Source organism: Bacillus sp. P4_D3, assembly GCF_056401855.1.
The window spans coordinates 1-26,036 of sequence record NZ_JBFUIN010000028.1; the positions used below are offsets into that span (position 1 = coordinate 1).

Sequence of the window (26,036 nt, forward strand, 5' to 3'; positions counted from 1 at the left end):
TAAAAGATAAAACAGAAGAAATTTCAATGATGAACACATATACGAAGAGCCCAGGCGTATTGAAAGTGAAAGATGGCAAGAAGTATGTATCCTTCACATTAACGAATAGCTCATGGATTACAAAGTTTGAGTTTGAGAAAAATGGTGCGTTTGTTGATGCAAATGTATTAAATACAGATACGAAGGCTGATACAAGAGTAGTGGAAGTAGAAGTAGATGATTTATCGAAAAAATTAGATGCAAAAGTGAAAGTAGATATCGATTCAATGAATTATCATCATTTCTACGACATTCAATTTGCATTTGATAAAGATAGCATTCAGCCAGTAGATAACCAAGGTGGAAACGATAACCAGGGTGGAAACGATAACCAGGGTGGAAACGATAACCAGGGTGGAAACAATAACCAAGGTGGAAATGACAACCAAGGCGGAAGTAATAACCAAGGTGGAAATGACAACCAAGGCGGAAATAATAACCAAGGTGGAAATGACAACCAAGGCGGAAACAATAACCAAGGTGGAAATGACAACCAAGGTGGAAACAATAACCAAGGCGGAAACAACAACCAAGACAATAACACAACAATTGATCCAAATGCTCTTAAAGATGGTGAATACAGTATCGGTTTTAAAGTGYTAAAAGATAAAACAGAAGAAATTTCAATGATGAACACATATACGAAGAGTCCAGGCGTATTAAAAGTGAAAGATGGTAAGAAATATGTATCCTTCACAGTAACGAATAGCTCATGGATTACAAAGTTTGAGTTTGAAAAGAATAGTTCGTTTGTCGATGCGAAAGTATTAGGTACAAATAAAGAGCAAGATACAAGAGTAGTGGAAGTAGAAGTAGACGACTTATCGAAAAAGTTAAATGCAAAAGTGAAAGTGGATATTGATGCGATGAACTACCATCATTTCTATGATATTCAATTTGCATTTGATAAAGGTAGTATTAAAGCTTTAGGTAATCAAGATGGAAACAACATTCCAGGCGGAAACGGTAACCAAGATGGAAACGATAACCAAGATGGAAACGATAATCAAGGCGGAAACGATAACCAAGGTGGAAGTAACAACCAAGATGGAAACAATAATCAAGGCGGAAATAATAACCAAAATGGACACATAACAGTCGATCCGAAAAATTTAAAAGACGGTCAATATGATGTTGCTTTTAAAGTGTTAAAAGATAAAACGGATGAGATTTCAATGATGAATCAATATGTTGTAAATCCAGCTAGATTAACAGTGAAAGATGGTAAGAAATATGTTGCGATGACACTGAAAAATAGTGCGTGGATTACGAAGTTCCAAACAGAAAATGCTGGTGCATTTGTTGATGCAAAAGTAGTGAGTGAAGATAAAAATGCAGATACGAGAGTAATAGAGTTTGAGGTTGATGATTTATTTGCGAAATTAAATGCGAAAGTAAAAGTAGATATTGATTCAATGAACTATCATCATTTCTACGACGTGCAAATTCAATTTGATACAAATAATATTGGTGCAGTAGGAACTATTAAAGAGGATCCGAAAAACGATCCGAAGAATGATCCGAAAAATCCAGTGATTACACCGAAAGTAGACAATGCAAAAACAATCGGTAATCCTGATTTCAACCGAAATGCAGACGGTAAGAAGCAAAATGAAAATGCGAAGAATGATGTGAAAAAAGAGAAAAACTCAAAAACAGCAGATACAGCACAGATTGGAATGTATATGTTGCTATTACTAGGATCACTTGCTTTCTTAGTTCGTAAATATAGAGCAGGTAGACTGTAAAATTTGGAGTCTTGATGCATGGTTTCATGCATCAAGACTCGTTTCATATTGTACCGAAAGGAGTGGTGATTGAGAGTGAAGAAAATCACGAGTTTATTCATGGCTATCATTCTTTTATTTAGTATAGCTGGGTGCTCATCACCAAAAAAAGAAACGGCAAAAAAGGTAAAGAGCAGTAGTGAGGAACGTGTTATTGCAACGACAGTTGCTGTGACTGAAATTATGGATGCATTAGAAGTAGATTTAGCAGGTATTCCTACAAGTTCTAAAACTTTGCCAAAGCGCTATAAAGGTTTACCTGAAGTTGGGAATCCGATGAGTCCTGATATGGAAAAAGTAAAATCAATGAAACCATCAGAAGTATTATCTGTTACGACGCTTGAATATGAGTTGAAGCCAGTTTTTAATGAAGCGGGCATTAAGGCAAACTTTTTAAATTTAACGAGTTTAAAAAACATGCAAAACTCAATTACAGAGTTGGGCAAAAAATATGGGCGTGAGAAACAGGCTGAAGCAGTCGTAACAAAGTTCGATAAAAAAGTTGCAGACATTCAAAAACAAGTGAAAGGGAAGAAAGAACCGACAGTCCTTATTTTACTTGGAGTACCTGGAAGTTATTTAGTTGCGACAGAACACTCCTATATTGGGGATTTAGTAAAACAACTAGGTGGTAAAAATATAGTACAAGGTGAGAAAGTAGAATATTTAGCTTCTAATACAGAGTACTTAAAAAAAGCTGATCCAGATATTATTTTACGTGCAGCGCATGGTATGCCAGATGAAGTTGTGAAAATGTTCGATAAGGAATTTAAAACGAACGACATTTGGAAGCATTTTGCCGCAGTTAAAAATAATAGAGTGTACGATTTAGAAGAGCGCTTATTTGGAACGACGGGGAATTTAGCAGCTATTGAAGCCTTAGATGAATTAAAGAAAATGATGTATCCATGATGCATGTATAGATAAAGGAAGATTGAGATGAATAAAAAAATTTGGAGTTTCTTCATCGTCACAGTATTACTAGTTATTATGACTACTGTATCCGCTGTGAAAGGTAGTTTAGAAATAGGTGTCATTGATCTTTTTCAAGGTATATTTACAGGGACAAATGAAGATGTTGAAGTCATTAAAGATTTACGTTTCCCGCGCATCATTATTGCACTTTTCACTGGAGCGGCGCTTGCTGTTTCTGGTGTGCTTTTCCAAGCAGTTATGAAAAATCCACTTGCGGATGCTGGGGTTATCGGGATATCTTCAGGGGCCAGTTTTATGACGCTTGTTATCATTACGCTATTCCCTCAGTTCTTTTTCTGGACACCACTATTCGCGTTTTTAGGCGGTGCGTTTGCTTGTTATCTCGTTTATGCGTTTTCTTGGAAATCAGGTTTAAGTCCGCTGCGTATCATTTTGATCGGTATAGCGATAAATGCGATGTTTACTGGTTTAAATGAATCTTTCGTTACGATTTGCGGATATTTCATTAAAAGTATTAAGCAGACGACAACATCTAATATAACGATGAAGACATGGGGCGATGTGGAAGTACTTGTTACATATGGATCAATCGGCCTTATACTTGCACTGTTTGTAGGGGCGTGGTGTAATTTATTATCTCTACAAGATAAAACGGCTAAAAACCTTGGACTTCACGTGACGAGGGTACGCCTTATTATTTCTGTCATTGCTGTTCTTTTAGCAGCTGTATCAACTGCAATTGCGGGTGTTATCGCTTTCGTTGGATTACTTATCCCGCATATTTCAAGGCAACTGGTTGGATCAGATCATAAAGTACTTATTCCATTTTCAGCCCTTGCAGGTGCGTTATTAATTTTAACGGCAGACACAATTGGTAGGCTAATCGTACCGCCTAATGAAATTCCAGCGGCGACGATTATGGCAGTCATCGGTGGTCCGTTCTTAATATTCTTGCTTAGAAAGAGTGATCGAGTTCATGGAAATTAAAAATGTAACCTTTTCTTATGATAATGTAACGGATCGTTTAAAGTCTGTTAGTAGTGAGATAGAGGTTGGAAAAATTACAACAATTATTGGTCCAAATGGTTGTGGGAAATCAACATTACTAGGTGTTATGTCGCGAAATCATGATCCCCGTAGCGGAGAAGTAATGCTAGATGGGAAAGCTATTAGCCAGTATAAGCCGAAAGAGTTTGCTAGAAAGCTAGCGGTCGTTCATCAGCAAAATGAGGCGCCAGCAGATATTACAGTTGAAAAATTGACGAGTTTTGGGCGTATGCCATATAAAAATATTTTTTCTACACAAACGGATGAGGATAGCGAAGCAATAGAAAGAGCATTGACGTGTACGAGACTACAAGATAAGCGTGATAAGCCAATACATGCATTATCTGGTGGGGAAAGGCAACGTGTTTGGATTGCGATGACTTTAGCGCAAAATACGCCCATGCTGTTTTTAGACGAACCAACGACGTATTTAGATATTTACTATCAGCTTGAAATATTAGAGTTAGTGAAAGAGTTAAATGAAGTACATGGTTTAACGATTGTTATGGTATTACATGACATTAATCAAGCAATCCGTTATAGCGATCATATTATCGTTATGAAAGATGGAGAAATTGTGATGAAGGGTAAGCCAGGTGAAGTCGTAACGGAAGATATGATCAAGACGATATATGGTGTAGATGTTGTTGTAAAGCACGATGAAGATACAGGATTGTATATGGTGCCAATGGGTATTTGATAGGCGACTAAATCCCTTTGGTAATCCGTTTTGAGGTGATAATTTGAGCGGCAAGAAAGAAAAGAAAAAGAATTCCTTTTTTCAAAGAATACTTACAGTTGCTTTTTTAGGTATCTTTTTCTACTCCGTGTATGAATTAGGCGGGATGTTCATGGATTACTATGAAAATCGCAAAGTAATGGCTGAAGCACAAGATATTTATCAAARGAGTCCGATGGAAGAAAAATCATCAGATGGAGCAGTCCGTGCACAGTTCCAAGCCTTACAAAAAATTAATCCAGAAATAGTTGGCTGGATTACGATGGATGATACGCAAATTAATTATCCGATTGTTCAAGCGAAAGACAACGATTACTATTTGTATCGTAATTATAAAGGCGAGGACATGAGAGCAGGAAGTATCTTCATGGATCATCGTAACGATGTAAAATCTCAAAATCGAAATACGATTCTATACGGACATCGTATGAAAGACGGCTCTATGTTTGGGAGTCTTAAAAAAATATTAGAAGAAGATTTCTTTATGTCTCATCGCAAATTGTACTACGATACTTTGTTTGAAGGATACGATGTAGAAGTATTTTCAGTATATACAACGACAACTGATTTCTATTATATTGAAACGGATTTTGGAAGCGATGAAGACTATGCATCTTTTCTAGAAAAAATTAAGGATAGGTCACTCTATAAAACAGATACAAAAGTGACAGCGGATGATCAAATTTTAACACTTTCAACGTGTGATTATGCACTAGATCCAGAGGCGGGCAGACTAGTCGTGCATGCGAAGTTGGTGAAAAGAAGTTGAAAAAAGAAAAGGTATAGAAGTAGAGAAGATGTATTCCTTCTCATACTTCTATACCAACTATTAAAAACGAAGTTATTGAGCCGCAGCAATTGGCATACGAACAATTTTAACATCATAGAATGAGATTTTATTATCGATAATAAAATCTGGTAATCCACCACGATGTGAATGCGCATCTTTAAAGGCCGTACTCTTTGTCCAACCTTGGAAATCCTCTTTTGCATTCCAACGAGTGCTAATCGTTACTTCATCATAATCAACTGTATTTTCAGTTAGAAGAACTTCTAGTCCTAAGAAACCAGGCATCGTTTCAACTTTACCTACTTTATTAAAGCGCTCAATTAATTTATGTGAGTCACCCTTCGTAATTTTAGATGTATTTGTAACAATAATCATTTCTTTATTCCTCCTATAAATCTATCATTATTTTCATCGTTTCATATACATTAAATGATAGTGAAAATCATTATCATTGTCAATGGTAATGATAAAATATATAAGTTTTTTTTCGATTAAGCGAGAAGATGAGCTAGTTGTACGAGCAAAGCAATAATATGGTATAGTGAAATGAGACTTTTTTTCAGCCTCGTTTTTTACATTGCTTCCTACTAATTAGAAAGCATTCAAATGGAAAGGAAGACATTACATGCGATCCGAAGTAACTATAAAAATAAAACCGAAGTTTATAAAAGAAATTAAAAGTGGATATCCACTTATTTTAAAAGATGCTATTCAAAATTTAAATGATGTACGTGAAGAAGGAACAATCATCAACGTAGTAGATGAGAAGAACCAATTCATTGGAAAAGGCTATTATGGAAAACAAAATAAAGGGTATGGTTGGATTTTAACGAGAAAAGAGAAGGAGGAAGTGAATCAATCTTTCTTTGAAAGTAAAATCAAATCTGCTTTACATAAACGAAAAGATTTTTATAAATCAAATGATACAACAGCATTTCGTGCCCTAAATGGTGAGGGTGATGGCCTTGGTGGGTTAATCATCGATTATTATGACGGTTATTACGTAATAAGTTGGTATAGTGAAGGGATTTATACTTTCCGCGATGAAATCGTAGCAGCATTTCAAAAGGTAGCAAACTTTAAAGGCATCTATGAGAAAAAGCGTTTTGATACGAAAGGGAAATATATTGAAGGTGATGATTTCGTAGCAGGAGAGCGCGGTGAGTTCCCACTTATCGTAAAAGAAAACGGTGTGAACTTTGCTGTCTATTTAAATGATGGAGCGATGGTTGGTGTGTTTTTAGATCAGCGTAACGTTCGAAAACAAATTCGTGATAAATATGCAAAAGGAAGAACAGTTTTAAATATGTTCTCTTATACAGGAGCGTTCTCTGTATTTGCAGCACTTGGCGGTGCAAGTAAAACAACAAGTGTTGACCTTGCCAATCGTAGTTTAAGTAAAACGATTGAGCAGTTCAGTGTAAATGAAATTGATTATGAAGCACAAGATATTATTGTAGAAGATGTATTTCTATATTTCAAATACGCAGTTAAGAAAAAGATGAAGTTTGATATGGTTGTACTTGACCCTCCAAGTTTTGCACGCTCAAAAAAATATACGTTCAGTGCGGCGAAAGATTATAAAAACTTATTAAAAGAAACAATTGCGATTACAGAAAATAACGGTATTATCGTTGCTTCTACAAATTGTAGCGCATTCGATATGAAAAAGTTTAATGGCTTTATCGATACGGCATTCAAAGAAATGAACGGTAAATATAAAATATTAGAAGAACATTCTTTACCAGAAGATTTCCGTACAATTGATCAATTTAAAGAAGGAGACTATTTAAAAGTAGTTTTCATCGAGAAAATTAAAGGGTAATAAAGAAAAAGGAGCTCAAGTTTAAATGAGCTCCTTTTCTTATTGAATGATATTTTGGACTCTGCCAACTTGCCCGTCCTGCAATCGTACTTTAATGCCGTGCGGATGAGAGGGTGAGTTAGTTAAAATATCTTTTACAATTCCTCTTGTTAGCTTGCCTGTACGTTGATCTTGTTTTAACACAATATCAACCGCAAGACCTGGCGCGACGTTAGATCGTTTTTGCCCGCTCATTTATACACCTGTACGTCTACGTTGGTTGTTTGTTTTCTTCGTTTGTTGGTTTTGTAATTTTTTCGTTTCTTGACTTTGACTTCCATTATTTGAGCCGTTTCCATTTCCTTGCTTTTTCTTTGCAAGTTGTTCGCGCATTAAATCAGCTAAGCTTACTTTTTTGTTTTCTGACATGATAAGTCTCCTTTATATAAAGTTAATTATGAACAATAGTAGTGAATTTCATCATATCATTGTTAAGGAAGGAAGGGAAGTTGGTTTGAAAATTCATATAATTGTACCAACTAATTTGCAGTTGCGATACAATTGAATTGTTAATGTTTGTGAAAAGGGGATAGAAATATGTCATATCATATTTTATTAGTTGAAGATGATATCTCAATTCAAGAGATGGTTGAAACATATTTAGTAAAAGAAGGTTTTCAAGTTACAATCGCATCTGATGGAGAAGAAGGAGTTAACGCATTTTTAAAAGGTTCATTTGATTTGATTATCCTCGATATTATGATGCCAAAGTTAGATGGCTTAGAGGTTGTGCGAATCATTCGAGAAAAAAGTGCTGTTCCGATTTTAATGATGTCGGCAAAAGATACAGATGTTGATAAAGCGATTGGCTTAGGGCTTGGAGCGGATGATTACATTTGTAAACCATTTTCTATGATTGAATTGGCAGCACGTGTAAAAGCCGCTATTCGAAGGTCTACAAAGTATTCAGCTGTGGAATTAAAAGATGAGACCATTCAGATTGGTGACTTAATAATTGACCCAATTAATTTTACTGTGGAGAAAAAGGGAAGACAGCTTAAACTTACTTTAAAAGAATTTGAGATTTTAAAACTATTCGTGAAGAATCAAAATCGTGTTTTTACGAAAGCGCAAATATATAAGCTTGTTTGGAATGAAGAATATTATGGTGATGATAATGTTATTAATGTTCATATGAGGAGATTACGCGAGAAGATTGAAACGGACCCATCTAACCCGGAATATATAAAAACACTGTGGGGAATTGGCTATAAATTGGAAGTGATGTAGTATGGTTATATTTTTAACAGTGGTGATTATTATATTGCTTATCGTTATTTACGTGCAATATAAAATTAGGAAAAATAGTAGTAGGAATTTACGCTATACGTATGAGAAGTTAAATCGAATTGTAAAAGAACAAACTGGTGAGAAGCTATTAATTATGACGGATGATACAGAATTGCAAAAGTTATTAGTGGCTATTAATCATTTGTTAGATGCAAAACAGAAAACGAATGCAGATCATGCGAAAGTGGAAATTTCGATGAGAAAAATGCTTTCAAATATTTCACATGATTTAAAAACACCACTAACAGTTATTCTTGGATATACAGAAATGTTAAATAAGGATAAAACGATAAGTAAAGAAGAACAGCAAATATTACTTGAAAAGGTGCATGTGAAAACACTAGAAGTTATGGAACTGATTCATAAGTTTTTTGATTTAGCAAAATTAGAATCTGGTGACAAGGCAATTGAGATAACAAAAGTAAATATGAATGAAGTTTGCCGCGAGAAGATTTTATCTTTCTATGATTTAGTGACGACGAAAGGTTTTCATATCCATATTGATATACCAGAAAGAAATATATATGTACTTGGAAATACAGAAGTATTAGGCAGAGTGTTAAATAATTTAATATCAAATGCGATTACATATGGAGACGATGGAAAGACACTCGGTATGACTTTAAGAGATGATGAAACGAGTGTGTATATAGACGWATGGGATACAGGAAAAGGAATTGATGAATCTCATATTGATAAAGTGTTTGAGCGTATGTACACACTTGAAGATTCAAGAAATAGATTGTACCAAGGTAGTGGTCTAGGGTTAACGATTACGAAAAGGCTTGTGGAGGCGATGGATGGAGAAATTCATCTTTCTAGTAAGCCATATGAAAAAACAATTTTTACAGTTGTATTAACAAAGATGCAATTTTAGCTTGTAGAGAAGTAGATTCTACAAGCTTTTTTTGAACGTAAGGAATTTGTAAGGAACGGGTAAGAAAAAAGAGATTTCCATTGTCTATTATAGAAATATAGAGCGGTGCGAAAGGGGAAAGTGACATGACATATATATTAAAGACGAACCAGCTAACGAAAGTGTTTAAAGGGAAAGAAATTATTTCTAGCGTTAACATGCATGTGAAAAGAGGAGAGATTTACGGGTTTTTAGGACCGAACGGTGCTGGTAAAACAACGATTATGAAAATGATTACGAATTTAATAAAACCGACGAGTGGTGATATTGAAATTTTCGGTGAGAAGTTAACAGACACATCTTATGAAGTATTAAAAAGAATGGGGACAATTATTGAATATCCAATCTTTTATGATAAATTAACGGCGAAGGAAAATTTAGAATTACATTGTGAATATATGGGGTATTACGATAAGAACGCAATTGATCATGCTTTAAATTTAGTAAAACTGCACGGCATAGACAATAAAAAAGTAAAAGATTTTTCATTAGGGATGAAGCAAAGATTAGGCATTGCTAGAGCGATTATGACAAAGCCGGAGCTTCTCATTTTAGATGAACCAATTAATGGTTTAGATCCAATTGGTATTAAAGAGTTACGAGACTTATTTAAAATGCTTTGCAAAGAATATGGCATTACTTTATTAGTTTCTAGTCATATTTTAGGCGAGATGGAACAAATGGCAGATACAATTGGTGTTATTCAAAATGGAAAACTAATAAAAGAAGTTTCAATGAAGAGTATTAACGGAAAACAAACAGAGTACATTGAAATCACTGTTCCTGACGTGAAACGAGCAGCTTATATTTTAGAAGATAAACTTGGTATAAAAAACTACAAAATAATGAGTGGAAACATGATTCGTGTTTATGAAGTGGCAGCGACTCAGCAAGCAATTTCAAAAGCTCTTGTTATGAACGATATAGAAATTGAAAGTATTAATAAGAAACATAGCTCCTTAGAAGAATATTTCTTAAATGTAATGGATGGGGAAGGCATTCATGCGTAATATAACTACAACGAGGGGGATATGATGATGAATGCATTAATGCTGAATCTTATAGCGGGATTTATCGTAATGCTGATAAGTGGAATTTTATATTATAGAAAACCAGAACGAAAGTGGATATTAGTTTTACTAGTGATAGGAATAGTAAGCGTAATTACAGCTGGAATTAGAATGTTGGTAGTGTAGAGATAGTTATATAAGGAATGGAGGCGTTGTTTATATGTTTAAATTAATGAAGCTCGAATGGAAGAAACATCAATTATCTAGTTACTTTAAAGGGGTAGCGATTTGTATTATAGCAATTTTTGTTGCAGTAAGCCTTATGGGGTTGGGAGCGAAAGGTGAAGTAGATGCGGCGCTCACTGATTTCACAAAATATATGACTTTAGCAAACATCTTTATTAGGATGACATTTCTTATTTTTAGTTCGGTCATTTTATCACGTTTAGTAATTGATGAGTATAAGAACAAAACAATGCAACTATTGTTTATGTATCCATTGCAAAGGAAAATGTTAATGAGGGCGAAATTAACAATTGTTTTTAGTTTTTGCTTTGTGAGCATGATTATCGCTACTTTCACTATTAGTTTGCTCATATTTTTTATGAATCCAATGATGGGAGTAATTGAAACGCCTGTTAAGATGGGTGAAATAATAGCTACCATTCCAGCTACTTTTATAAATGCATTTATGATATCCGGTATTAGTTTAATTCCTTTATTTTTTGGGATGAGAAAGAAATCGACACCGACAACGATTACTTCTGCAGTAATAATCGGGATGATAATGAACAGTAACATTGGAAACAATCAAGTAAGTTTTTATAATTTTATAGCTATCCCAATAGTGCTCTGTTTAGTAGGGATTTTTATTAGTTATCTGTCGTATCGAAAAATCGACAAGATTGATGTGGCGTGAAGCAAGCTTAAAACAACAACGAACTGGGGTATGAGCAGTGAAAAAAATAATAGTAATTGCAATTGCTAGTGTGATTTTTGGTTTTAAGACATTCGCTGGAAAAGACTTTAAGAAGGAGGTTGCTTTTGAGATAGATACGATAAAGGAAATTTATATCAATTAAATTTTAAAAGAGAGGAGGACTATCATGCTACGTCTTATGAAGCTAGAACTGAAGAAGTTTAAGCTCGGATGGTATGTGAAGAGAGCAATTATTGCAAATATCGTCATACTGGCACTATTAATCTTTGTTAGTTTCGTTTCTCAAATAGAAGGAGATCCAGAAATAAGAGATCCGCAGGCGATTTTGCTGATGGCTAGCGCGTTAGTAAGAGGAACATTTATTGTTTTTGGTGGTGTACTAATAGCGAAACTAATAATTGATGAATATAAAAATAAAACAATGTTACTCATGTTTTCTTATCCTATTAACCGAAAGAAAATGATGGTTAGTAAGTTAGCTATTACAGCACTATTAACATTCATAACAGTTATTTTATCTAATATTTTTGTAGTAGGAATTTTCTTTGGAATAGATAGTTATTTTTCGATTCTTCCTAATCCATTCACAGTAGATCAATTGATGCAAGAAGGGATAAAACTGGTTCCTTTAACAATTGCAACTGCGGGAATGAGTTTAATCCCATTATACTTCGGAATGCGTAAACGTTCAGTGCCAACTACCATTGTTTCATCTATTATCGTTGTGCTAATCGCAATTAATAACAACCCAATGTTTCCTATAGCAACTTTTCTGCCACTTCAACTAGCATTTGCAGCTATTGGAGTTACGATTGCATATTACGGAATTAAAAATATAGAGAAGGAAGATGTAACAGTATGACAAGAATAAGAAAAAAGAGTTGGCGTTACACCAACTCTTTTTTTGTATATGTATGCTTCGTTACTACTCTGTAAATTTGTAGTGTTTGCTTAAATACTCTTGCACTCCTGGAGAAATGTTAAAGTTATTAGGACTTTTATATTCGATAGTAAACTCTCCATCTTCATTTGTTTCAAAGGAGATTGCATAGCTATCCATTTTAGAATCGTAAGAAGTATTCTTAACTTTCGCATTTAGATTGAAGTATTTTGTAATATAACTTTTTGATTCGGCAATTGCTGTTTGTTTTTCCCAAGGGGTACCATAACTTGTGAAGTAAAGAGATACACTGATAACTCCAATAATAGAAGTTAGTAAAACAGTTCCCATAGCTATTTTTTTATTTTTTGTATTCAATTTGGTTGCCCCTCCTCATAATATGTATTCATTTTAACTTATTTTTTCCATAAAACAACCATTTAGCAAAAAATAGTTTCACATGAAACAAGTGACAGAAAAAGACAAGGTGATAGGACACCTTGTCTTTTTCTGTCATTACATTTTTGGAGCTTCCATTCCAGCTGCAGCCCATTCTTCTTTCGAAGGACCGTATACGCCAGGAACTTTTAATCCTGCTTGACGCATTAAAACAGTCATCTGCCCGCGGTGGTGATTTTGATGATTAATGAGTGTCATTAAAAATATAGAATTCGGCATAGGACGACCAAAGAAGTCATTAATAGTAGCTAAGTCTTTATCAGTCCATTCGCTTTGAAGTGCCTCAACAAAAGCTGCATTTACTTTACGGTACTCATCTGCAATTGTTTTCGCAGAAGTTGGAACAGGATAATCCTTTGTTTCACCTTCAAACTTTAACCCTGTCCCTGATAGAATAACAGGAATTGCAGTAACGATATGCCAAGCAACTCTTCCTAACGTCCAGTGTTCAGGTGCAATTTCTTGTGACAAAGATTCATCTGTTAATGCATCGAGCATCTTTTGAGTAGACTCAGCTTCATATTTCCATGATTGTAAAAAGCCTTCAATTGTTTGGTACATGTTATCCCTCCTAGTTATGTTCATGGGTTAAATTCGTGAAAAACAGTTAGTTTCCTGTTAAGCTATGAAAATGAATAATAAAAAAAGGAGGCTTCCAATACAAGAAGCCTCCTTTTTAATTAACTTTCTTCCCACTTTTCCTCATTAACCATAAGAAATACGGAGCTCCAAGTACAGCAACAACAAGCCCAGAAGGAATTTCTTTCGGATATGCAATTGTTCGTCCGAGTAAGTCAGCAATGGAAAGCAGGATTGCTCCAAACAGTGCTGAACAAACGAATAGTCTTTGATGATTCATGCCAACAACGATTCGCGCTAAGTGCGGTGCAACAAGGCCTAAAAAGGCGATAGTACCGACAGCAGCGATATTGACTGATGCAAGTAGTGTCGCTAATACAATTAGAGCAAGGCGCGTTTTATTTACTGGTTGCCCGAGTCCGGTTGCTAAATCGTCTCCAAGTACGAGAACATCAAGTTGTTTCATTAAGAAAAAGATAATTAGCACAAGAATCAGCGATGGATATAGAATGATATTTTCTAAGTGATTCCATCCTCTTGCATAAGTACTACCTGACAACCATGTTAAAGCAGCAGCCACATTCAAATTCGCTTTAACGATAAAGATTTGAATAATCGCTGATCCAAGTGCTGAAATTCCAATCCCTATTAAAGCGAGAGCTGTTGGGCTAAATCCTGATTTCCATGAGAAGAAGAGGACAATTCCAACTGCAAGTAGTCCACCAATAAATGCACCAATTGGTAGGAAGAAACCAGGAAGTGCAGGGAAGACATACATAATGGTTAAAGCACCAACACCTGCTCCAGACGAAATTCCGATAATAGATGGATCAGCAAGTGGATTTCGTAATATGCCTTGGAAAACAAGTCCGCTTATCGCAAGACATGCTCCGGCAATAGCGGCAACGAGCATTCTTGGTAAACGAAGATTCATCATCATATTTTTATCAAATTGTGTTAATTGTCCTGTTATGACATTTGTAATGCTTTCGATATAAGAGTTGCTACCGATTGCAACGCCAAGAGAAATCGTAACAATACAAAGTATGATAGATATAATGATTACCTTTTTATAAGAGTAATAGCGAGAACTAGCTCCAGCTGCATTAGCTCCATTATCATTCATATATTGTTTCGATTTCATCATTCGATACACTAAATAAATAAGCCAAGGTGATCCAATCATTGCTGTAACTGCTCCGACAGGAAGTTCGGCACCAGTTGGATCTATTAATCTACCAACAACGTCTGCTCCTAGCAATAATATTGCTCCCCATAAGAAAGAGGAGAGAAGAAGTGTAAAGTGTTGACGGTAACCAATAAGGCGCATTAAATGTGGTGCGACTAAGCCGACAAAGCCAATCGGTCCAACAACAGTTACAATTACTGCTGTTAAAAAAATTGCAGCGATGAACGCGATAAACCGTGTTACTGCTGTTTTCTCTCCAAGTGAAACAGCTACATCATCGCCGAGTAAGAGGATATTAAGCTTACGTGACATGAATAGTAAAACTAGGAAAGAAATAACAATAAATGGAAAAGCGAATTGAACGCCATCCCAGTTATTTTGAATAAGAGATCCAGCTCCCCATAAAAATAAACCAGCTGTTTCATTTTCATAGAAAAGCTGCATCGTTCCGGTAAAGGCAGAAAGCATTAATGTAACGACCATACCAGCTAGTGCCATTCTAAGTGGGGTTCCCTTTTTTCCACCAGAAATACGGTATACAAATAAAGCAGTAATTGCACCACCGATAAATGTGAAAAGAAGGGAGTTAATTTGCAAACCTTTCGGTAAGAAAATTGTAGCCGCTACTAGAAAGAAATATGCACCTGAATGAATTCCCATTGTACTTGATTCAGCAAGTGGATTTTTCGTTAAAGTTTGCAAAATGACTCCAGATGCAGCAAGAGCACCTCCAGCTAAAATGGCTATTACAGCTCTAGGGAGTCGAAGCATGATTAAAGTTTGATGCTCTAGCGATTGATTCGGTGAGATAAGAGCATCGATAATCATACTGTAGGAAATGTTTGCTTGTCCTTGCCCGATATGAATAAAGAAAAGGAGGAGCAAGAGAGCTGCTCCTCCTCCGAATACAAGACTTGCTCGAAGTGTATGTTGTAAGCTATTCATCGTGTAATCACTTCTTCGCTGTCATTACATCTGCTACTTGTGTTGCTAAAGATTTTGCAGACTCAGGACCACCGAAAATCCAAGTGTCGCCTTTTAATTTATACATTTTGTTTTCTTTTTTGAACTTTAATTCTTCCCAAGCAGGGTTGCCTTTTAGTTGAGTGTCAAAAATGTTATCGTCATCCGCTACAATGTAAATGAAGTTTGAATCTTGTACACTTTGTAATGATTCTACAGTGGTTTGCTTGAAACCGTCTGGCTCAGATTTACCTGGTTCAAAAGTATTTGTTAAACCTAATTTTTTTGTAACTTGTAAAGCTGTAGAATTGTCAGTTAAGATACGGAATGTTGGTACGTTCTTAGCTGTAAATGCTTGTGTCATTGCGATGTTTTTATCTTTTAAGCCTGCTTTGTCAATTTTTGCTTTTGCATCAGCAAATGTTTTATCCATATCAGCTAATACTTTTTTACCTTCTTCTTCTTTTCCAACTGCTTTTGCAATTTGTTTAAATGTTTCTGTCATTTCAGTAAAGTGATCGTTATTGCTTGTTGATGGATCGAACATAACTGTTGGTGCAATTTGTTCTAATTCATTTTTAATCGCTTTACTACGGAATGAAGCTGTAATGATTAAATCTGGTTTTAGACGGCTAATTTCTTCTAAGTTTGGTTGTTGACGTGTTCCTACATCTACAACATCTTTACTTGGTTTTGTTTCTGTATTTACCCATTTATTATAATTCTTAATGTCTGCCATCCCTACTGGCTGAACACCAAGTGCTAATAAGTCTTCTGCATATACCCACTCAAGTACAACAACTTTTTTCGCTGGTTTATCTAACTTTGTTTCCCCTTCAGCATGTTTAATTGTTATAGCTTGATTTTTATTGTCCGCCTTTGTTTCTTTTTTCTCCTCTTTCTGTTGTCCGCATCCGACAACGAATAGAAGAACTACCATGAAAATGCTAAGAATTTTCTTCATCTTATGCCCCCAAATAAATTATTTTATTTGCAATGTACGATATTGAAAATCGTTATCAATTACAACAACAAAATCATACTATGAGGATATTTTAAGTGTCAATATTTTTTTAAAATTTCGACGAAAAATAACGATTTATATGGATTTTGATATATCGTATTGAAATGCAGATGTGTATCAAGACTGAAGGAGAGGAAATTCGTTTAAGAAGGAAGGCGAAAGTACAAGCGAAAGGGGAGCGCATTGCATGTAATAATTATTAGAATGTAAGGAATAAACCTTTGTTTATAAAAGGTTTGTTCCAGATCGGGTAGTTGATAAGGAAAATAAAAACTGATTTTTTATTAGAAAAATATTTCTAATTAGTTGGCTGTACTTAAAAGATTGAACAAGAAGGAGGGGTCAACATGTCTTTATGGAGTAATGATACAAATGGATACTGTGGGTGTAATAATACAAATGGTGTACATGTTGATTCATGCTGTTTTAGTTGCGATGGGACAGTTCCTAAGCTCGGTCCAACAGGTCCAACAGGTCCAACGGGAGCAACGGGAGCAACRGGAGCAACGGGAGCAACGGGAGCAACGGGAGCAACGGGAGCAACGGGAGCAACAGGGGCAACAGGAGCAACAGGAGCAACGGGAGTAACGGGGGCAACGGGAGCAACAGGAGTAACGGGAGCAACGGGAGCAACGGGAGCAACGGGAGCAACGGGAGCAACAGGAGCAACAGGAGCAACAGGAGCAACAGGAGCAACSGGAGCAACAGGAGCAACAGGRGCAACRGGAGCAACAGGAGCAACRGGAGCAACGGGAGCAACAGGAGTAACGGGAGTAACGGGAGTAACGGGAGCAACGGGAGTAACGGGGGCAACGGGAGCAACGGGAGCAACGGGAGCAACAGGGGCAACAGGGGCAACAGGAGCAACGGGAGTAACGGGGGCAACGGGAGCAACGGGAGCAACGGGAGCAACGGGAGCAACAGGAGTAACGGGAGCAACGGGAGCAACAGGTGAAACGGGAGCAACGGGAGTAACAGGTACAAGTATAACTGCGACGTATGCATTTGCGAATAATACATCAGGAGCGGCAATATCAGTGCTTCTTGGTGGAACAAATGTCCCACTTCCAAATAATCAGAATATCGGTCCAGGAATTACAGTGTCGGGGGGGAACACAGTATTTACGGCCGCAAATGCGGGGAATTATTATATTTCATATACAATTAATATAACGGCTTCATTATTAGTTAGTTCGCGAATTACAATTAATGGAGCACCGCTTGCTGGGACTATCAACTCTCCTGCATTAGCGACGACTTCATTTAGTGCAACAATTATTACGACTCTTGCAGCGGGGAGTGCAATTAGTTTGCAGTTGTTTGGATTGTTAGCTGTTGCAACATTATCAACGACTACACCTGGTGCAGTTTTAACGATTATAAGATTAAGCTAAGTAACGTGAACTCTCTTATTCTTTTAAAATTAAGAGAGTTTATACATATAATAAGAAGTTAACGAAGTAAAGCATAGTTATATAAAAGTCAGAATATTATGATTGTAACGCTGTTATGACTATAATATAATGAAAACAACCATCATGAATGAACATTCATTTATTTTCACAAGTATTGGAAGGGGGAATGAGAGTGGAAAAACCTTGGCTGCAGAGTTATCCAGATGAAATTCCAGGGACGATTTCTTATGATATTCAGCCACTTCATAGATATTTAGAGAAAATGGCTGCTCGTTATCCAGAAAAGAAAGCGCTTCATTTTTTAGGGAAAGATGTTACATTTTCAGATTTCCATGACAAGGTAAAGAAATTTGCGAATTACCTTCAAAGGCTTGGTATTGAAAAAGGCGATAGAGTTGCGATTATGTTACCGAATTGTCCGCAATCTGTAATTGGTTATTATGGTACTTTGCTTGCGGGTGGTATTGTCGTACAAACGAATCCTCTTTATACAGAAAGAGAGCTTGAGTATCAACTTCATGACTCAGGGGCAAAAGTTATTCTTTGCCTTGATTTAGTGTTTCCGAGAGTTACTAACGTTCAAACTGCAACAAAGATTGAGCACATTATCGTAACCCGTATTGCAGATTTTTTACCATTCCCTAAAAATTTACTTTATCCATTTGTACAAAAAAAGCAGGCAAATCTTGTTGTGAATGTGTCGGAAAGCGAAACGATTCATCTTTGGAAATCGGTAGAAAGGGAAAGTAGTACTAATGTTGAAGTTCCATGTGATCCTGAAAATGATCTAGCCCTTTTGCAGTATACAGGGGGAACGACAGGGTTTCCAAAAGGGGTTATGTTAACGCATAAAAACCTCGTTTCGAACACTTTAATGGGAGCGCATTGGTTATATAATTGTAAAGAAGGAGAAGAGGTAATTCTTGGTGTTCTTCCGTTTTTTCATGTGTACGGGATGACAGCTGTAATGAATTTGAGTATTATGCAAGGGTATAAAATGGTGCTTATTCCGAAGTTTGATATGAAAATGGTTTTTGAAGCAATTAAGAAACATAAAGTCACACTATTTCCAGGAGCACCAACCATTTATATTGCTCTATTAAATAGTCCTCTTTTAAAAGAATATGATATTTCTTCAATTCAGGCTTGTATTAGTGGTTCTGCACCGCTTCCTGTAGAAGTACAGGAGGAGTTTGAGAGAGTTACAGGTGGTAAATTAGTAGAAGGTTATGGATTAACGGAGTCATCACCAGTTACACATGGGAATTTTTTGTGGGAAAAGCGTGTGCCGGGAAGTATTGGGGTACCGTGGCCGGATACTGAGGCAATCATCATGTCACTTGAGACAGGAGAGTCATTACCTCCAGGTGAAATTGGTGAAATTGTTGTAAAGGGCCCACAAATTATGAAAGGGTATTGGAATAAGCCAGAAGAAACGGCAGCTGTACTGCAAGATGGCTGGCTTCATACAGGTGATGTAGGATACATGGATGAGGATGGCTTTTTCTATGTGAAAGATCGTAAGAAAGATATGATCGTTGCTAGTGGTTTTAACGTATATCCTCGTGAAGTAGAAGAGGTGTTATATGAACATGAAAAGGTGCAAGAAGTGGTAACAATCGGTGTTCCTGATCCGTATCGAGGGGAAACTGTAAAAGCGTTTGTTGTTTTGAAAGAAGGCGCTGAGTGTTCTGAAGAAGAATTAGATCAGTTTGCACGTAAATATTTAGCAGCTTACAAAGTTCCAAAGGTATATGAGTTTAGAAGTGAGTTGCCGAAGACGACAGTCGGAAAAATTTTACGCCGTGTCCTAATAGATGAAGAGAAGAGAAAGAATGAGGATGAGCAAACGGGCTAAGGCCCTTTCTTTTTGAAAAAATAGGATTGACACTTTTCTAAATAGTCAGTATTATAAGAATATGAATGACTATTCATTCAGTCATCTTCTTGAAGGGGACAGTAAAGTGAAGAAAAATAGACCGAAATACAATCAAATTATTGATGCAGCAGTCATTGTGATTGCGGAGAATGGATACCATCAAGCGCAAGTTTCTAAAATTGCAAAGCAAGCTGGGGTAGCTGATGGCACGATTTATTTATATTTTAAAAATAAAGAAGATATATTAATATCCTTATTCCAAGAGAAGATGGGAGAATTTGTTGAAACAATTCGTCAAAAAATAGCAGGAATTGAAAGCGCTGTAGCGAAGTTATTCATGTTGGTAGAAACGCACTTCTTGCTGTTGTCACAAAATGATCCTCTTGCTATCGTTACGCAATTAGAACTAAGGCAGTCCAATCAAGACTTGCGCCTTAAAATAAATGAAGTATTAAAAGGCTACTTACAAGTTATGGATGAGATTTTAGAGACAGGTATAAAGCAAGGTGAGTTTCAGGCGGATTTAAATGTTCGCGTGGCAAGACAAATGATCTTTGGAACAGTAGATGAAGTTGTGACCAATTGGGTAATGAGCGATCATAAGTATGATCTGGTCGCACTTTCAAAAACGGTACACGGGCTACTTATTGCAGCTTGTGGTTATCGTAAATAATGGGAGGGATCATGTTGAAATTCCTATCTGTAAAAGTTGAAGATCATATCGCGGTGGCGACGTTAAATCATGCTCCAGCTAATGCGATGTCTTCACAAGTTATGCATGACGTTACTGAATTAATCGATCAAGTGGAAAAGGATGATAACATTCGTGTTGTTGTTTTACATGGTGAAGGACGCTTCTTCTCAGCGGGGGCAGATATTAAAGAATTTACATCTGTTACTGAAGCGAAGCAAGCAACAGAGTTAGCACAGCTTGGACAAGTTACGTTTGAGCGTGTTGAAAAATGCTCAAAACCAGTTATTGCGGCAATTCATGGAGCGGCACTTGGCGGTGGCCTTGAGTTTGCTATGTCTTGCCACATGCGCTTTGTAACTGAAAGTACAAAGCTTGGTTTACCTGAATTAACACTTGGATTAATTCCTGGTTTTGCAGGTACACAGCGCTTACCACGTTATGTTGGTAAAGCGAAAGCTTGTGAAATGATGTTAACAAGTACACCAATTACTGGTGCAGAAGCATTGCAATGGGGACTTGTTAACGGAGTGTTTTCTGAAGAATCCATTTTAGAAGATACGCTTAAAATTGCAAAACAGATTGCTGGAAAAAGCCCAGCAACAACTCGTGCTGTGCTAGAGTTATTACAAACGACAAAATCGTCTCATTATTATGAAGGTGTACAGCGTGAATCACAGATTTTTGGTGAAGTATTTACGAGTGAAGATGGAAGAGAAGGCGTAGCAGCGTTTTTAGAAAAACGTAAGCCTTCATTTAGTGGTAGGTAGTCCAATTATTTTTTTAATAAAAATTAACAGAATTTTAAAATTGATAGAATCTTTCTGAAAAATAAGGGGGTAAATGGAATGAACATCTACGTACTCATGAAACGAACATTTGATACAGAAGAAAAAATCGTAATTAAAAACGGTGCAATTTACGATGGCGAAGCGGAATTCATCATCAACCCTTACGATGAATATGCGATTGAAGAAGCGATTCAAGTAAGAGATGCACAAGGTGGAGAAGTTACTGTTATAACAGTTGGTGGCGAGGATAGTGAAAAAGAACTTCGCACAGCATTAGCGATGGGCTGCGATAAAGCGGTACTAATTAACATTGAAGATGATGTTGAGAATGGTGACCAATTTACAACAGCAAAAGTGCTTGCTGAATATTTAAAAGATAAAGAAATTGATTTAATTTTAGGCGGGAACGTTGCGATTGACGGTGCATCTGGACAAGTTGGTCCACGAGTAGCTGAAGCGTTAAATATCCCATACGTAACGACGATTACGAAGCTTGAAATTGATGGTACAAATGTGAAGATTGAGCGTGATGTTGAAGGGGATACAGAAGTAATTGAATCATCATTACCTATTCTAGTAACAGCGCAACAAGGTTTAAATGAACCGCGTTATCCATCACTTCCAGGTATTATGAAAGCGAAGAAGAAGCCACTAGAAGAAGTAGAATTAGATGATTTAGATTTAGAAGAAGATGATGTGGAAGCAAAAACAAAAACAATTGAAATCTATTTGCCTCCTAAGAAAGATGCAGGAAAAGTGTTACAAGGCGAGCTGCAAGATCAAGTAAAAGAACTTGTATCGTTGCTCCACACAGAAGCGAAAGTAATCTAATAAAATACGAAATTATATATGCAGGAGGGAAAATCTATGGCTCGTAAAGTATTAGTAATGGGTGAAGTTCGTGATGGATCGCTACGTAACGTTTCGTTTGAAGCAGTAGCAGCAGCAAAAACAATTGCAGAAGGCGGTGAAGTGGTAGGTCTTCTAGTTGGAGACAGCGTTGCCTCTTTTGCAAATGAATTGATTCATTACGGTGCAGATCGCGTTGTGACAGTTGAAAATGATAAATTAAAATCATATACATCTGATGGTTATGCACAAGCATTTTTAGCTGTATATGCTGAAGAAAATCCAGAAGGCATTGTATTTGGACATACAGCACTTGGTAAAGATTTATCACCAAAATTAGCAGCGAAGCTTGAAGCTGGTTTAATTTCTGACGTAACTGCTTTAGAAATTGAAGGTGGCAATGTTATCTTTACTCGTCCAATCTATTCTGGTAAAGCATTTGAGAAGAAGATTGTAACAGATGGTATATTATTTGCGACAGTACGTCCAAATAATATCGCAACTCTTGAAAAAGATGAATCTCGCATCGGTGATGTGTCTTCTATTACAGTTGATGTGAAAGATCTACGTACAATCATTCAAGATGTTGTCCGTAAAACTGCAGAAGGTGTTGATCTTTCTGAAGCGAAAGTCATTATAGCTGGCGGACGTGGTGTGAAGAGTGAAGAAGGATTTAAACCGTTAAAAGAATTAGCTGACGTACTAGGCGGCGCTGTTGGAGCATCTCGTGGCGCTTGTGATGCTGAGTACTGTGATTATTCATTACAAATTGGTCAAACAGGTAAAGTTGTTACACCAGACCTATACATTGCATGCGGAATTTCTGGTGCGATTCAACATTTAGCTGGTATGTCTAATTCAAAAATAATTGTTGCGATTAATAAAGATCCAGAAGCAAGTATCTTCAAAGTAGCTGACTACGGTATTGTCGGTGATCTATTTGAAGTATTACCTCTTTTAACAGAAGAGTTTAAAAAGTTAAAAGTACATTCATGATTTGAGTACCCTTGAGTTCCAAGTGAAGTACCCCTATATATAGAAAAAGGTGAGAGATCCCCTGTCTCTCATCTTTTTAGTATTTCATCCATATTTTTATATAGTATAAAGGAACATTTTTTTGTTACAATACATAACGATACATAATATTCGCCACGTATAAAAGTTAATGATATACTCTTGGTAGAATATACTTGAAGGAGGAAATAAAATGGCAATTATAAATGCAAATGACCAAAGCTTCGCAGCTGAAACTAGCGAAGGTGTTGTATTATTAGATTTCTGGGCGCCTTGGTGCGGACCTTGTAAAATGATCGCTCCTGTATTAGAGGAAATCGATTCAGAGTTAGGCGAGAAAGTAAAAGTAGTAAAAGTGGACGTTGATGAAAACCAAGAAACTGCTCGTCAATTCGAAGTAATGAGCATTCCAGCTCTTTTCGTATTAAAAGACGGTAAAGTGGTTGATCAAGCGTTAGGATATAAACCGAAAGAAGCGTTAGTAGAATTAGTTTCTAAACACTTCTAAAATAAAGAAGCTGCCATTTGGTAGCTTTTTTTATTTTCTTTTTTACAACCTTTCCGTTACAATAAAAGAACGTATGTTGGGTGTTTTGACATAGTATGTTTTTATGTGAAAATAAAAATGATAAGCATGTAGAAATGGAGGGAGACGAGTGCACGAGCATTTAAAAGAGAAGTTAGCAATTTTGCCTGATCAACCTGGTTGTTATTTAATGAAGGATAAGCAGGGAACAGTTATATATGTCGGAAAAGCAAAGGTACTCAAAAATCGTGTGCGCTCGTACTTTACTGGTTCACATGATGGGAAAACACTTCGGCTTGTTGGAGAAATTGTTGATTTTGAATATATTGTGACTTCCTCAAATTTGGAGGCTCTTATTTTAGAGTTGAATTTAATAAAAAAATATGATCCGAAATATAATATTCAATTAAAAGATGATAAAACATATCCTTTCATTAAAATTACAGCTGAAAAACAGCCGCGCTTACTCATTACGCGAAACGTAAAAAAGGATAAAGGAAAGTATTTTGGCCCTTATCCAAATGCGCAATCGGCACATGAAACAAAGAAATTATTAGATCGTATGTATMCACTTCGTAAATGTTCAAATATGCCAGATAAAGTTTGCTTATATTATCATATGGGCCAATGTTTAGCGCCTTGTGTGAAAGAAGTAACGGATGAGCAAAATAAAGAAATTGTAGATGAAATTATTAAATTCTTAAATGGTGGGCATAAAGAAATTCGTTCAGAATTAGAAACGAAGATGTACGAGGCTTCAGAGAAACTAGAATTTGAACGGGCGAAAGAGTTGCGAGATCAAATTGCTCATATTGATGCAATTATGGAAAAGCAAAAGATGATTATGAGTGATTTAGTGGATCGGGATGTGTTTGGATATGCAGTTGATAAAGGGTGGATGTGTGTTCAAGTTTTCTTCGTTCGAAAAGGAAAGTTAATTGAGCGCGATGTTTCCATGTTCCCGATATATGATGAACCTGAAGAGGGTTTTTTAACTTTTATCGGTCAATTTTATGAAAACAGTAGTCATTTCAAGCCGAAGGAAATTGTTGTTCCAGGAAGTATCGATTCAGAATTAGTAGAGCGCTTTTTAGAAGTTGAAGCGACACAGCCGAAGCGTGGGAAGAAAAAAGATCTTGTGGAATTAGCAAATAAAAATGCAAAAATTGCACTAGAAGAGAAATTTCACTTAATTGAACGTGATGAAGAGCGAACGATTAAAGCTGTAGATCATTTAGGAAAGCAGCTCGGTATTGAAACACCTTATCGTATTGAAGCGTTTGATAATTCAAATATTCAAGGGACAAATCCTGTTTCAGCAATGATTGCTTTTATCGATGGGAAACCAGCGAAGAAAGAATATCGGAAATATAAAATTAAAACGGTCCAAGGGCCAGATGATTACGAGTCTATGAGGGAAGTTGTGAGACGCCGTTATACGAGAGCATTGAAGGAAAATTCACCTTTGCCAGATTTAATAATTATCGATGGGGGAAAAGGACATCTAGCGGCTACAAGTGATGTTCTTGAAAACGAGCTTGGATTATATATTCCAATGGCAGGGCTTGTAAAAGATGAAAAACATAAAACATCACATTTAATTATTGGAGATCCGCCTGAGCCTGTTATGCTTGCGAGGAATAGCCAAGAATTTTATTTATTGCAGCGCATTCAAGATGAAGTACATCGATTTGCAATTACATTCCATCGTCAATTACACGGGAAATCTGTTATTCAATCGGCGTTAGATGAAATTCCGGGAATCGGTGATAAACGAAAAAAAGTATTGCTAAAACATTTTGGTTCATTAAAAAAGATGAAAGAAGCTTCCGTATCGGAATTTGTCGAAGCGGGTATGCCGAAAAATGTAGCGGAGACAATTTATACTTATTTAACAGGTAAGAAGACGTTGTAGTTTACAATGTCTTCTGTTTTTTGATATAATTTCTGAAGATTTAAAATAAACACACCTAAATGAATATACAAAAAAGTCAACTAAACTTATATGTCTAGTTGACTGTAAGTAGATGCTACACTTCAATGAGATCTTTTATATCCCATTTAACAAGAAATGTAATAGAGTCTGAACGTTTTTTCTGTTCCTCATAGGACTCTGCAACGACGTTTCTTTGTCTTTGAATTTGCTCGGCGATAAATCCAGCTTCTAATTGATAAGATGAATGTCTTTTTTGTTTTTGACGCTCAGTAATAAGTGTACCTTTAAGTTGAAATTGCATTTCACGACGTTTATGTTCAATGATGCTTAAAGTGCCCCAACCAGCTTTTTCAAAAAACTGAATGACTTCTTCAATTGTTTCTAGTGGATATTTTCTCGCAAGGTTTCTACCGGCCCAGTATAAAATACCATCTAAATCGTTACCAATTAAATCAGGTAGTAATTCTTCACGTAGCAATTCAT

Annotated in this window: 29 protein-coding genes; 21 read left to right on the forward strand and 8 right to left on the reverse strand. The window is 36.3% G+C overall.

Going from position 1 to position 26,036, the window contains the following annotated elements; translation table 11 throughout:
• The 5 genes from AC1DTM_RS06980 to srtB form a co-directional block, all read left to right on the forward strand.
• The coding region (locus AC1DTM_RS06980; protein WP_477000116.1) for an NEAT domain-containing protein at positions 1 to 1,787 on the forward strand (1,787 nt) is incomplete at its 5' end.
• A 69-nt stretch (positions 1,788 to 1,856) separates the two neighbouring features.
• A complete protein-coding gene (isdE, locus tag AC1DTM_RS06985) occupies positions 1,857 to 2,738 on the forward strand; it encodes a heme ABC transporter substrate-binding protein IsdE (RefSeq protein WP_016106300.1) in 882 nt (293 codons plus the stop codon).
• A 27-nt stretch (positions 2,739 to 2,765) separates the two neighbouring features.
• On the forward strand, positions 2,766 to 3,749 hold the full coding sequence (locus tag AC1DTM_RS06990) for a FecCD family ABC transporter permease (protein WP_016106299.1): 984 nt from the start codon (positions 2,766 to 2,768) through the stop codon (positions 3,747 to 3,749).
• Positions 3,739 to 4,509, forward strand: a complete 771-nt coding sequence (locus AC1DTM_RS06995) for an ABC transporter ATP-binding protein (RefSeq protein ID WP_002199223.1) — start codon at positions 3,739 to 3,741, stop codon at positions 4,507 to 4,509. The genes AC1DTM_RS06990 and AC1DTM_RS06995 overlap by 11 nt, the downstream gene beginning before the upstream one ends.
• Positions 4,510 to 4,552: 43 nt before the next feature.
• On the forward strand, positions 4,553 to 5,317 hold the full coding sequence (srtB, locus tag AC1DTM_RS07000; RefSeq protein WP_477000117.1) for a class B sortase: 765 nt from the start codon (positions 4,553 to 4,555) through the stop codon (positions 5,315 to 5,317).
• A gap of 72 nt (positions 5,318 to 5,389) precedes the next feature.
• Here srtB and isdG read toward each other — a convergent pair whose 3' ends face one another.
• On the reverse strand, positions 5,390 to 5,713 hold the full coding sequence (isdG, locus tag AC1DTM_RS07005) for a heme oxygenase (RefSeq protein ID WP_088099552.1): 324 nt from the start codon (positions 5,711 to 5,713) through the stop codon (positions 5,390 to 5,392).
• A 250-nt stretch (positions 5,714 to 5,963) separates the two neighbouring features.
• Between isdG and AC1DTM_RS07010 the strand changes: the two genes are divergently transcribed.
• Entirely contained in the window at positions 5,964 to 7,163 is a 1,200-nt protein-coding gene (locus tag AC1DTM_RS07010) for a class I SAM-dependent rRNA methyltransferase (protein ID WP_002160296.1), read from the forward strand.
• A 39-nt stretch (positions 7,164 to 7,202) separates the two neighbouring features.
• On the opposite strand, the gene AC1DTM_RS07015 is transcribed toward AC1DTM_RS07010, so the two are convergent.
• The gene (locus tag AC1DTM_RS07015; protein ID WP_002160297.1) at positions 7,203 to 7,397 is read right to left on the reverse strand and encodes a YwbE family protein; all 195 of its coding nucleotides are present in this window, start codon (positions 7,395 to 7,397) and stop codon (positions 7,203 to 7,205) included.
• Complete coding sequence (locus AC1DTM_RS07020) at positions 7,398 to 7,571, reverse strand: hypothetical protein (RefSeq protein WP_002015431.1); 174 nt, start codon at positions 7,569 to 7,571, stop codon at positions 7,398 to 7,400.
• Positions 7,572 to 7,739: 168 nt separating this feature from the next.
• Between AC1DTM_RS07020 and AC1DTM_RS07025 the strand changes: the two genes are divergently transcribed.
• The 7 genes from AC1DTM_RS07025 to AC1DTM_RS07055 all read left to right on the forward strand — a co-directional run bounded on the left by AC1DTM_RS07025 (position 7,740) and on the right by AC1DTM_RS07055 (position 12,220).
• Positions 7,740 to 8,432 carry a response regulator transcription factor gene (locus AC1DTM_RS07025; RefSeq protein ID WP_002160298.1) on the forward strand — a complete coding sequence of 231 codons (693 nt, stop codon included), beginning with the start codon at positions 7,740 to 7,742 and terminating at the stop codon, positions 8,430 to 8,432.
• A gap of 1 nt (position 8,433) precedes the next feature.
• The gene (locus AC1DTM_RS07030; RefSeq protein ID WP_477000118.1) at positions 8,434 to 9,369 is read left to right on the forward strand and encodes a HAMP domain-containing histidine kinase; all 936 of its coding nucleotides are present in this window, start codon (positions 8,434 to 8,436) and stop codon (positions 9,367 to 9,369) included.
• A 125-nt stretch (positions 9,370 to 9,494) separates the two neighbouring features.
• Entirely contained in the window at positions 9,495 to 10,418 is a 924-nt protein-coding gene (locus AC1DTM_RS07035; protein ID WP_088099551.1) for an ABC transporter ATP-binding protein, read from the forward strand.
• Positions 10,419 to 10,445: 27 nt separating this feature from the next.
• Positions 10,446 to 10,604, forward strand: coding sequence for a hypothetical protein (locus tag AC1DTM_RS07040; RefSeq protein WP_165762449.1), 159 nt, complete (start codon positions 10,446 to 10,448; stop codon positions 10,602 to 10,604).
• 34 nt (positions 10,605 to 10,638) lie between these two features.
• On the forward strand, positions 10,639 to 11,337 hold the full coding sequence (locus tag AC1DTM_RS07045; protein ID WP_088099549.1) for an ABC transporter permease: 699 nt from the start codon (positions 10,639 to 10,641) through the stop codon (positions 11,335 to 11,337).
• 37 nt (positions 11,338 to 11,374) lie between these two features.
• Positions 11,375 to 11,500: a hypothetical protein gene (locus AC1DTM_RS07050; protein ID WP_256416129.1), complete on the forward strand. Its 126-nt coding sequence runs from the start codon at positions 11,375 to 11,377 to the stop codon at positions 11,498 to 11,500.
• A gap of 24 nt (positions 11,501 to 11,524) precedes the next feature.
• On the forward strand, positions 11,525 to 12,220 hold the full coding sequence (locus tag AC1DTM_RS07055; RefSeq protein ID WP_016106290.1) for an ABC transporter permease: 696 nt from the start codon (positions 11,525 to 11,527) through the stop codon (positions 12,218 to 12,220).
• Between the two features lie 63 nt (positions 12,221 to 12,283).
• Here the strand turns inward: AC1DTM_RS07055 and AC1DTM_RS07060 are convergent, their stop codons facing one another.
• The 4 genes from AC1DTM_RS07060 to AC1DTM_RS07075 form a co-directional block, all read right to left on the reverse strand.
• The gene (locus AC1DTM_RS07060; RefSeq protein ID WP_016106289.1) at positions 12,284 to 12,616 is read right to left on the reverse strand and encodes a YfjL-like protein; all 333 of its coding nucleotides are present in this window, start codon (positions 12,614 to 12,616) and stop codon (positions 12,284 to 12,286) included.
• A 138-nt stretch (positions 12,617 to 12,754) separates the two neighbouring features.
• Positions 12,755 to 13,258 carry a DinB family protein gene (locus tag AC1DTM_RS07065; protein WP_016106288.1) on the reverse strand — a complete coding sequence of 168 codons (504 nt, stop codon included), beginning with the start codon at positions 13,256 to 13,258 and terminating at the stop codon, positions 12,755 to 12,757.
• Positions 13,259 to 13,373: 115 nt separating this feature from the next.
• Complete coding sequence (gene fhuB, locus AC1DTM_RS07070) at positions 13,374 to 15,410, reverse strand: Fe(3+)-hydroxamate ABC transporter permease FhuB (protein ID WP_088099548.1); 2,037 nt, start codon at positions 15,408 to 15,410, stop codon at positions 13,374 to 13,376.
• A gap of 7 nt (positions 15,411 to 15,417) precedes the next feature.
• A complete protein-coding gene (locus AC1DTM_RS07075) occupies positions 15,418 to 16,392 on the reverse strand; it encodes an ABC transporter substrate-binding protein (protein WP_016106286.1) in 975 nt (324 codons plus the stop codon).
• Between the two features lie 407 nt (positions 16,393 to 16,799).
• Here AC1DTM_RS07075 and AC1DTM_RS07080 point away from each other — a divergent pair, with 407 nt between their 5' ends.
• The 8 genes from AC1DTM_RS07080 to uvrC all read left to right on the forward strand — a co-directional run bounded on the left by AC1DTM_RS07080 (position 16,800) and on the right by uvrC (position 25,532).
• Complete coding sequence (locus AC1DTM_RS07080; RefSeq protein ID WP_477000119.1) at positions 16,800 to 17,846, forward strand: BclA C-terminal domain-containing protein; 1,047 nt, start codon at positions 16,800 to 16,802, stop codon at positions 17,844 to 17,846.
• A 193-nt stretch (positions 17,847 to 18,039) separates the two neighbouring features.
• A complete protein-coding gene (locus AC1DTM_RS07085; RefSeq protein ID WP_016106284.1) occupies positions 18,040 to 19,725 on the forward strand; it encodes a long-chain-fatty-acid--CoA ligase in 1,686 nt (561 codons plus the stop codon).
• Positions 19,726 to 19,831: 106 nt separating this feature from the next.
• A complete protein-coding gene (locus AC1DTM_RS07090) occupies positions 19,832 to 20,419 on the forward strand; it encodes a TetR/AcrR family transcriptional regulator (RefSeq protein ID WP_087945806.1) in 588 nt (195 codons plus the stop codon).
• Positions 20,420 to 20,430: 11 nt separating this feature from the next.
• Positions 20,431 to 21,207 carry an enoyl-CoA hydratase gene (locus AC1DTM_RS07095; protein WP_002088868.1) on the forward strand — a complete coding sequence of 259 codons (777 nt, stop codon included), beginning with the start codon at positions 20,431 to 20,433 and terminating at the stop codon, positions 21,205 to 21,207.
• A 78-nt stretch (positions 21,208 to 21,285) separates the two neighbouring features.
• Positions 21,286 to 22,059, forward strand: coding sequence for an electron transfer flavoprotein subunit beta (gene etfB / locus AC1DTM_RS07100; protein WP_002160310.1), 774 nt, complete (start codon positions 21,286 to 21,288; stop codon positions 22,057 to 22,059).
• Between the two features lie 36 nt (positions 22,060 to 22,095).
• Complete coding sequence (gene etfA, locus AC1DTM_RS07105; RefSeq protein ID WP_002160311.1) at positions 22,096 to 23,073, forward strand: electron transfer flavoprotein subunit alpha; 978 nt, start codon at positions 22,096 to 22,098, stop codon at positions 23,071 to 23,073.
• A gap of 211 nt (positions 23,074 to 23,284) precedes the next feature.
• Positions 23,285 to 23,599, forward strand: a complete 315-nt coding sequence (gene trxA, locus AC1DTM_RS07110; protein ID WP_000974757.1) for a thioredoxin — start codon at positions 23,285 to 23,287, stop codon at positions 23,597 to 23,599.
• Between the two features lie 148 nt (positions 23,600 to 23,747).
• Entirely contained in the window at positions 23,748 to 25,532 is a 1,785-nt protein-coding gene (uvrC, locus tag AC1DTM_RS07115; RefSeq protein ID WP_477000120.1) for an excinuclease ABC subunit C, read from the forward strand.
• Between the two features lie 115 nt (positions 25,533 to 25,647).
• On the opposite strand, the gene AC1DTM_RS07120 is transcribed toward uvrC, so the two are convergent.
• Positions 25,648 to 26,036 (reverse strand): YslB family protein (locus AC1DTM_RS07120; protein ID WP_477000121.1); only part of this gene is annotated, 389 nt, incomplete at its 5' end.

Coding starts and splice junctions, on each gene's coding strand:
- AC1DTM_RS07045 (WP_088099549.1), top strand. CDS start 10,639: ATGTTTAAATTAATGAAGCTCGAATGGAAGAAACATCAATTATCTAGT.
- AC1DTM_RS07020 (WP_002015431.1), bottom strand. CDS start 7,571: ATGTCAGAAAACAAAAAAGTAAGCTTAGCTGATTTAATGCGCGAACAA.
- trxA (WP_000974757.1), top strand. CDS start 23,285: ATGGCAATTATAAATGCAAATGACCAAAGCTTCGCAGCTGAAACTAGC.
- etfA (WP_002160311.1), top strand. CDS start 22,096: ATGGCTCGTAAAGTATTAGTAATGGGTGAAGTTCGTGATGGATCGCTA.
- AC1DTM_RS07055 (WP_016106290.1), top strand. CDS start 11,525: ATGCTACGTCTTATGAAGCTAGAACTGAAGAAGTTTAAGCTCGGATGG.
- AC1DTM_RS07035 (WP_088099551.1), top strand. CDS start 9,495: ATGACATATATATTAAAGACGAACCAGCTAACGAAAGTGTTTAAAGGG.
- AC1DTM_RS07065 (WP_016106288.1), bottom strand. CDS start 13,258: ATGTACCAAACAATTGAAGGCTTTTTACAATCATGGAAATATGAAGCT.
- etfB (WP_002160310.1), top strand. CDS start 21,286: ATGAACATCTACGTACTCATGAAACGAACATTTGATACAGAAGAAAAA.
- AC1DTM_RS07015 (WP_002160297.1), bottom strand. CDS start 7,397: ATGAGCGGGCAAAAACGATCTAACGTCGCGCCAGGTCTTGCGGTTGAT.
- AC1DTM_RS07025 (WP_002160298.1), top strand. CDS start 7,740: ATGTCATATCATATTTTATTAGTTGAAGATGATATCTCAATTCAAGAG.
- AC1DTM_RS07075 (WP_016106286.1), bottom strand. CDS start 16,392: ATGAAGAAAATTCTTAGCATTTTCATGGTAGTTCTTCTATTCGTTGTC.
- AC1DTM_RS07095 (WP_002088868.1), top strand. CDS start 20,431: ATGTTGAAATTCCTATCTGTAAAAGTTGAAGATCATATCGCGGTGGCG.
- AC1DTM_RS07010 (WP_002160296.1), top strand. CDS start 5,964: ATGCGATCCGAAGTAACTATAAAAATAAAACCGAAGTTTATAAAAGAA.
- AC1DTM_RS06995 (WP_002199223.1), top strand. CDS start 3,739: ATGGAAATTAAAAATGTAACCTTTTCTTATGATAATGTAACGGATCGT.
- fhuB (WP_088099548.1), bottom strand. CDS start 15,410: ATGAATAGCTTACAACATACACTTCGAGCAAGTCTTGTATTCGGAGGA.
- AC1DTM_RS06990 (WP_016106299.1), top strand. CDS start 2,766: ATGAATAAAAAAATTTGGAGTTTCTTCATCGTCACAGTATTACTAGTT.
- isdG (WP_088099552.1), bottom strand. CDS start 5,713: ATGATTATTGTTACAAATACATCTAAAATTACGAAGGGTGACTCACAT.
- AC1DTM_RS07040 (WP_165762449.1), top strand. CDS start 10,446: ATGAATGCATTAATGCTGAATCTTATAGCGGGATTTATCGTAATGCTG.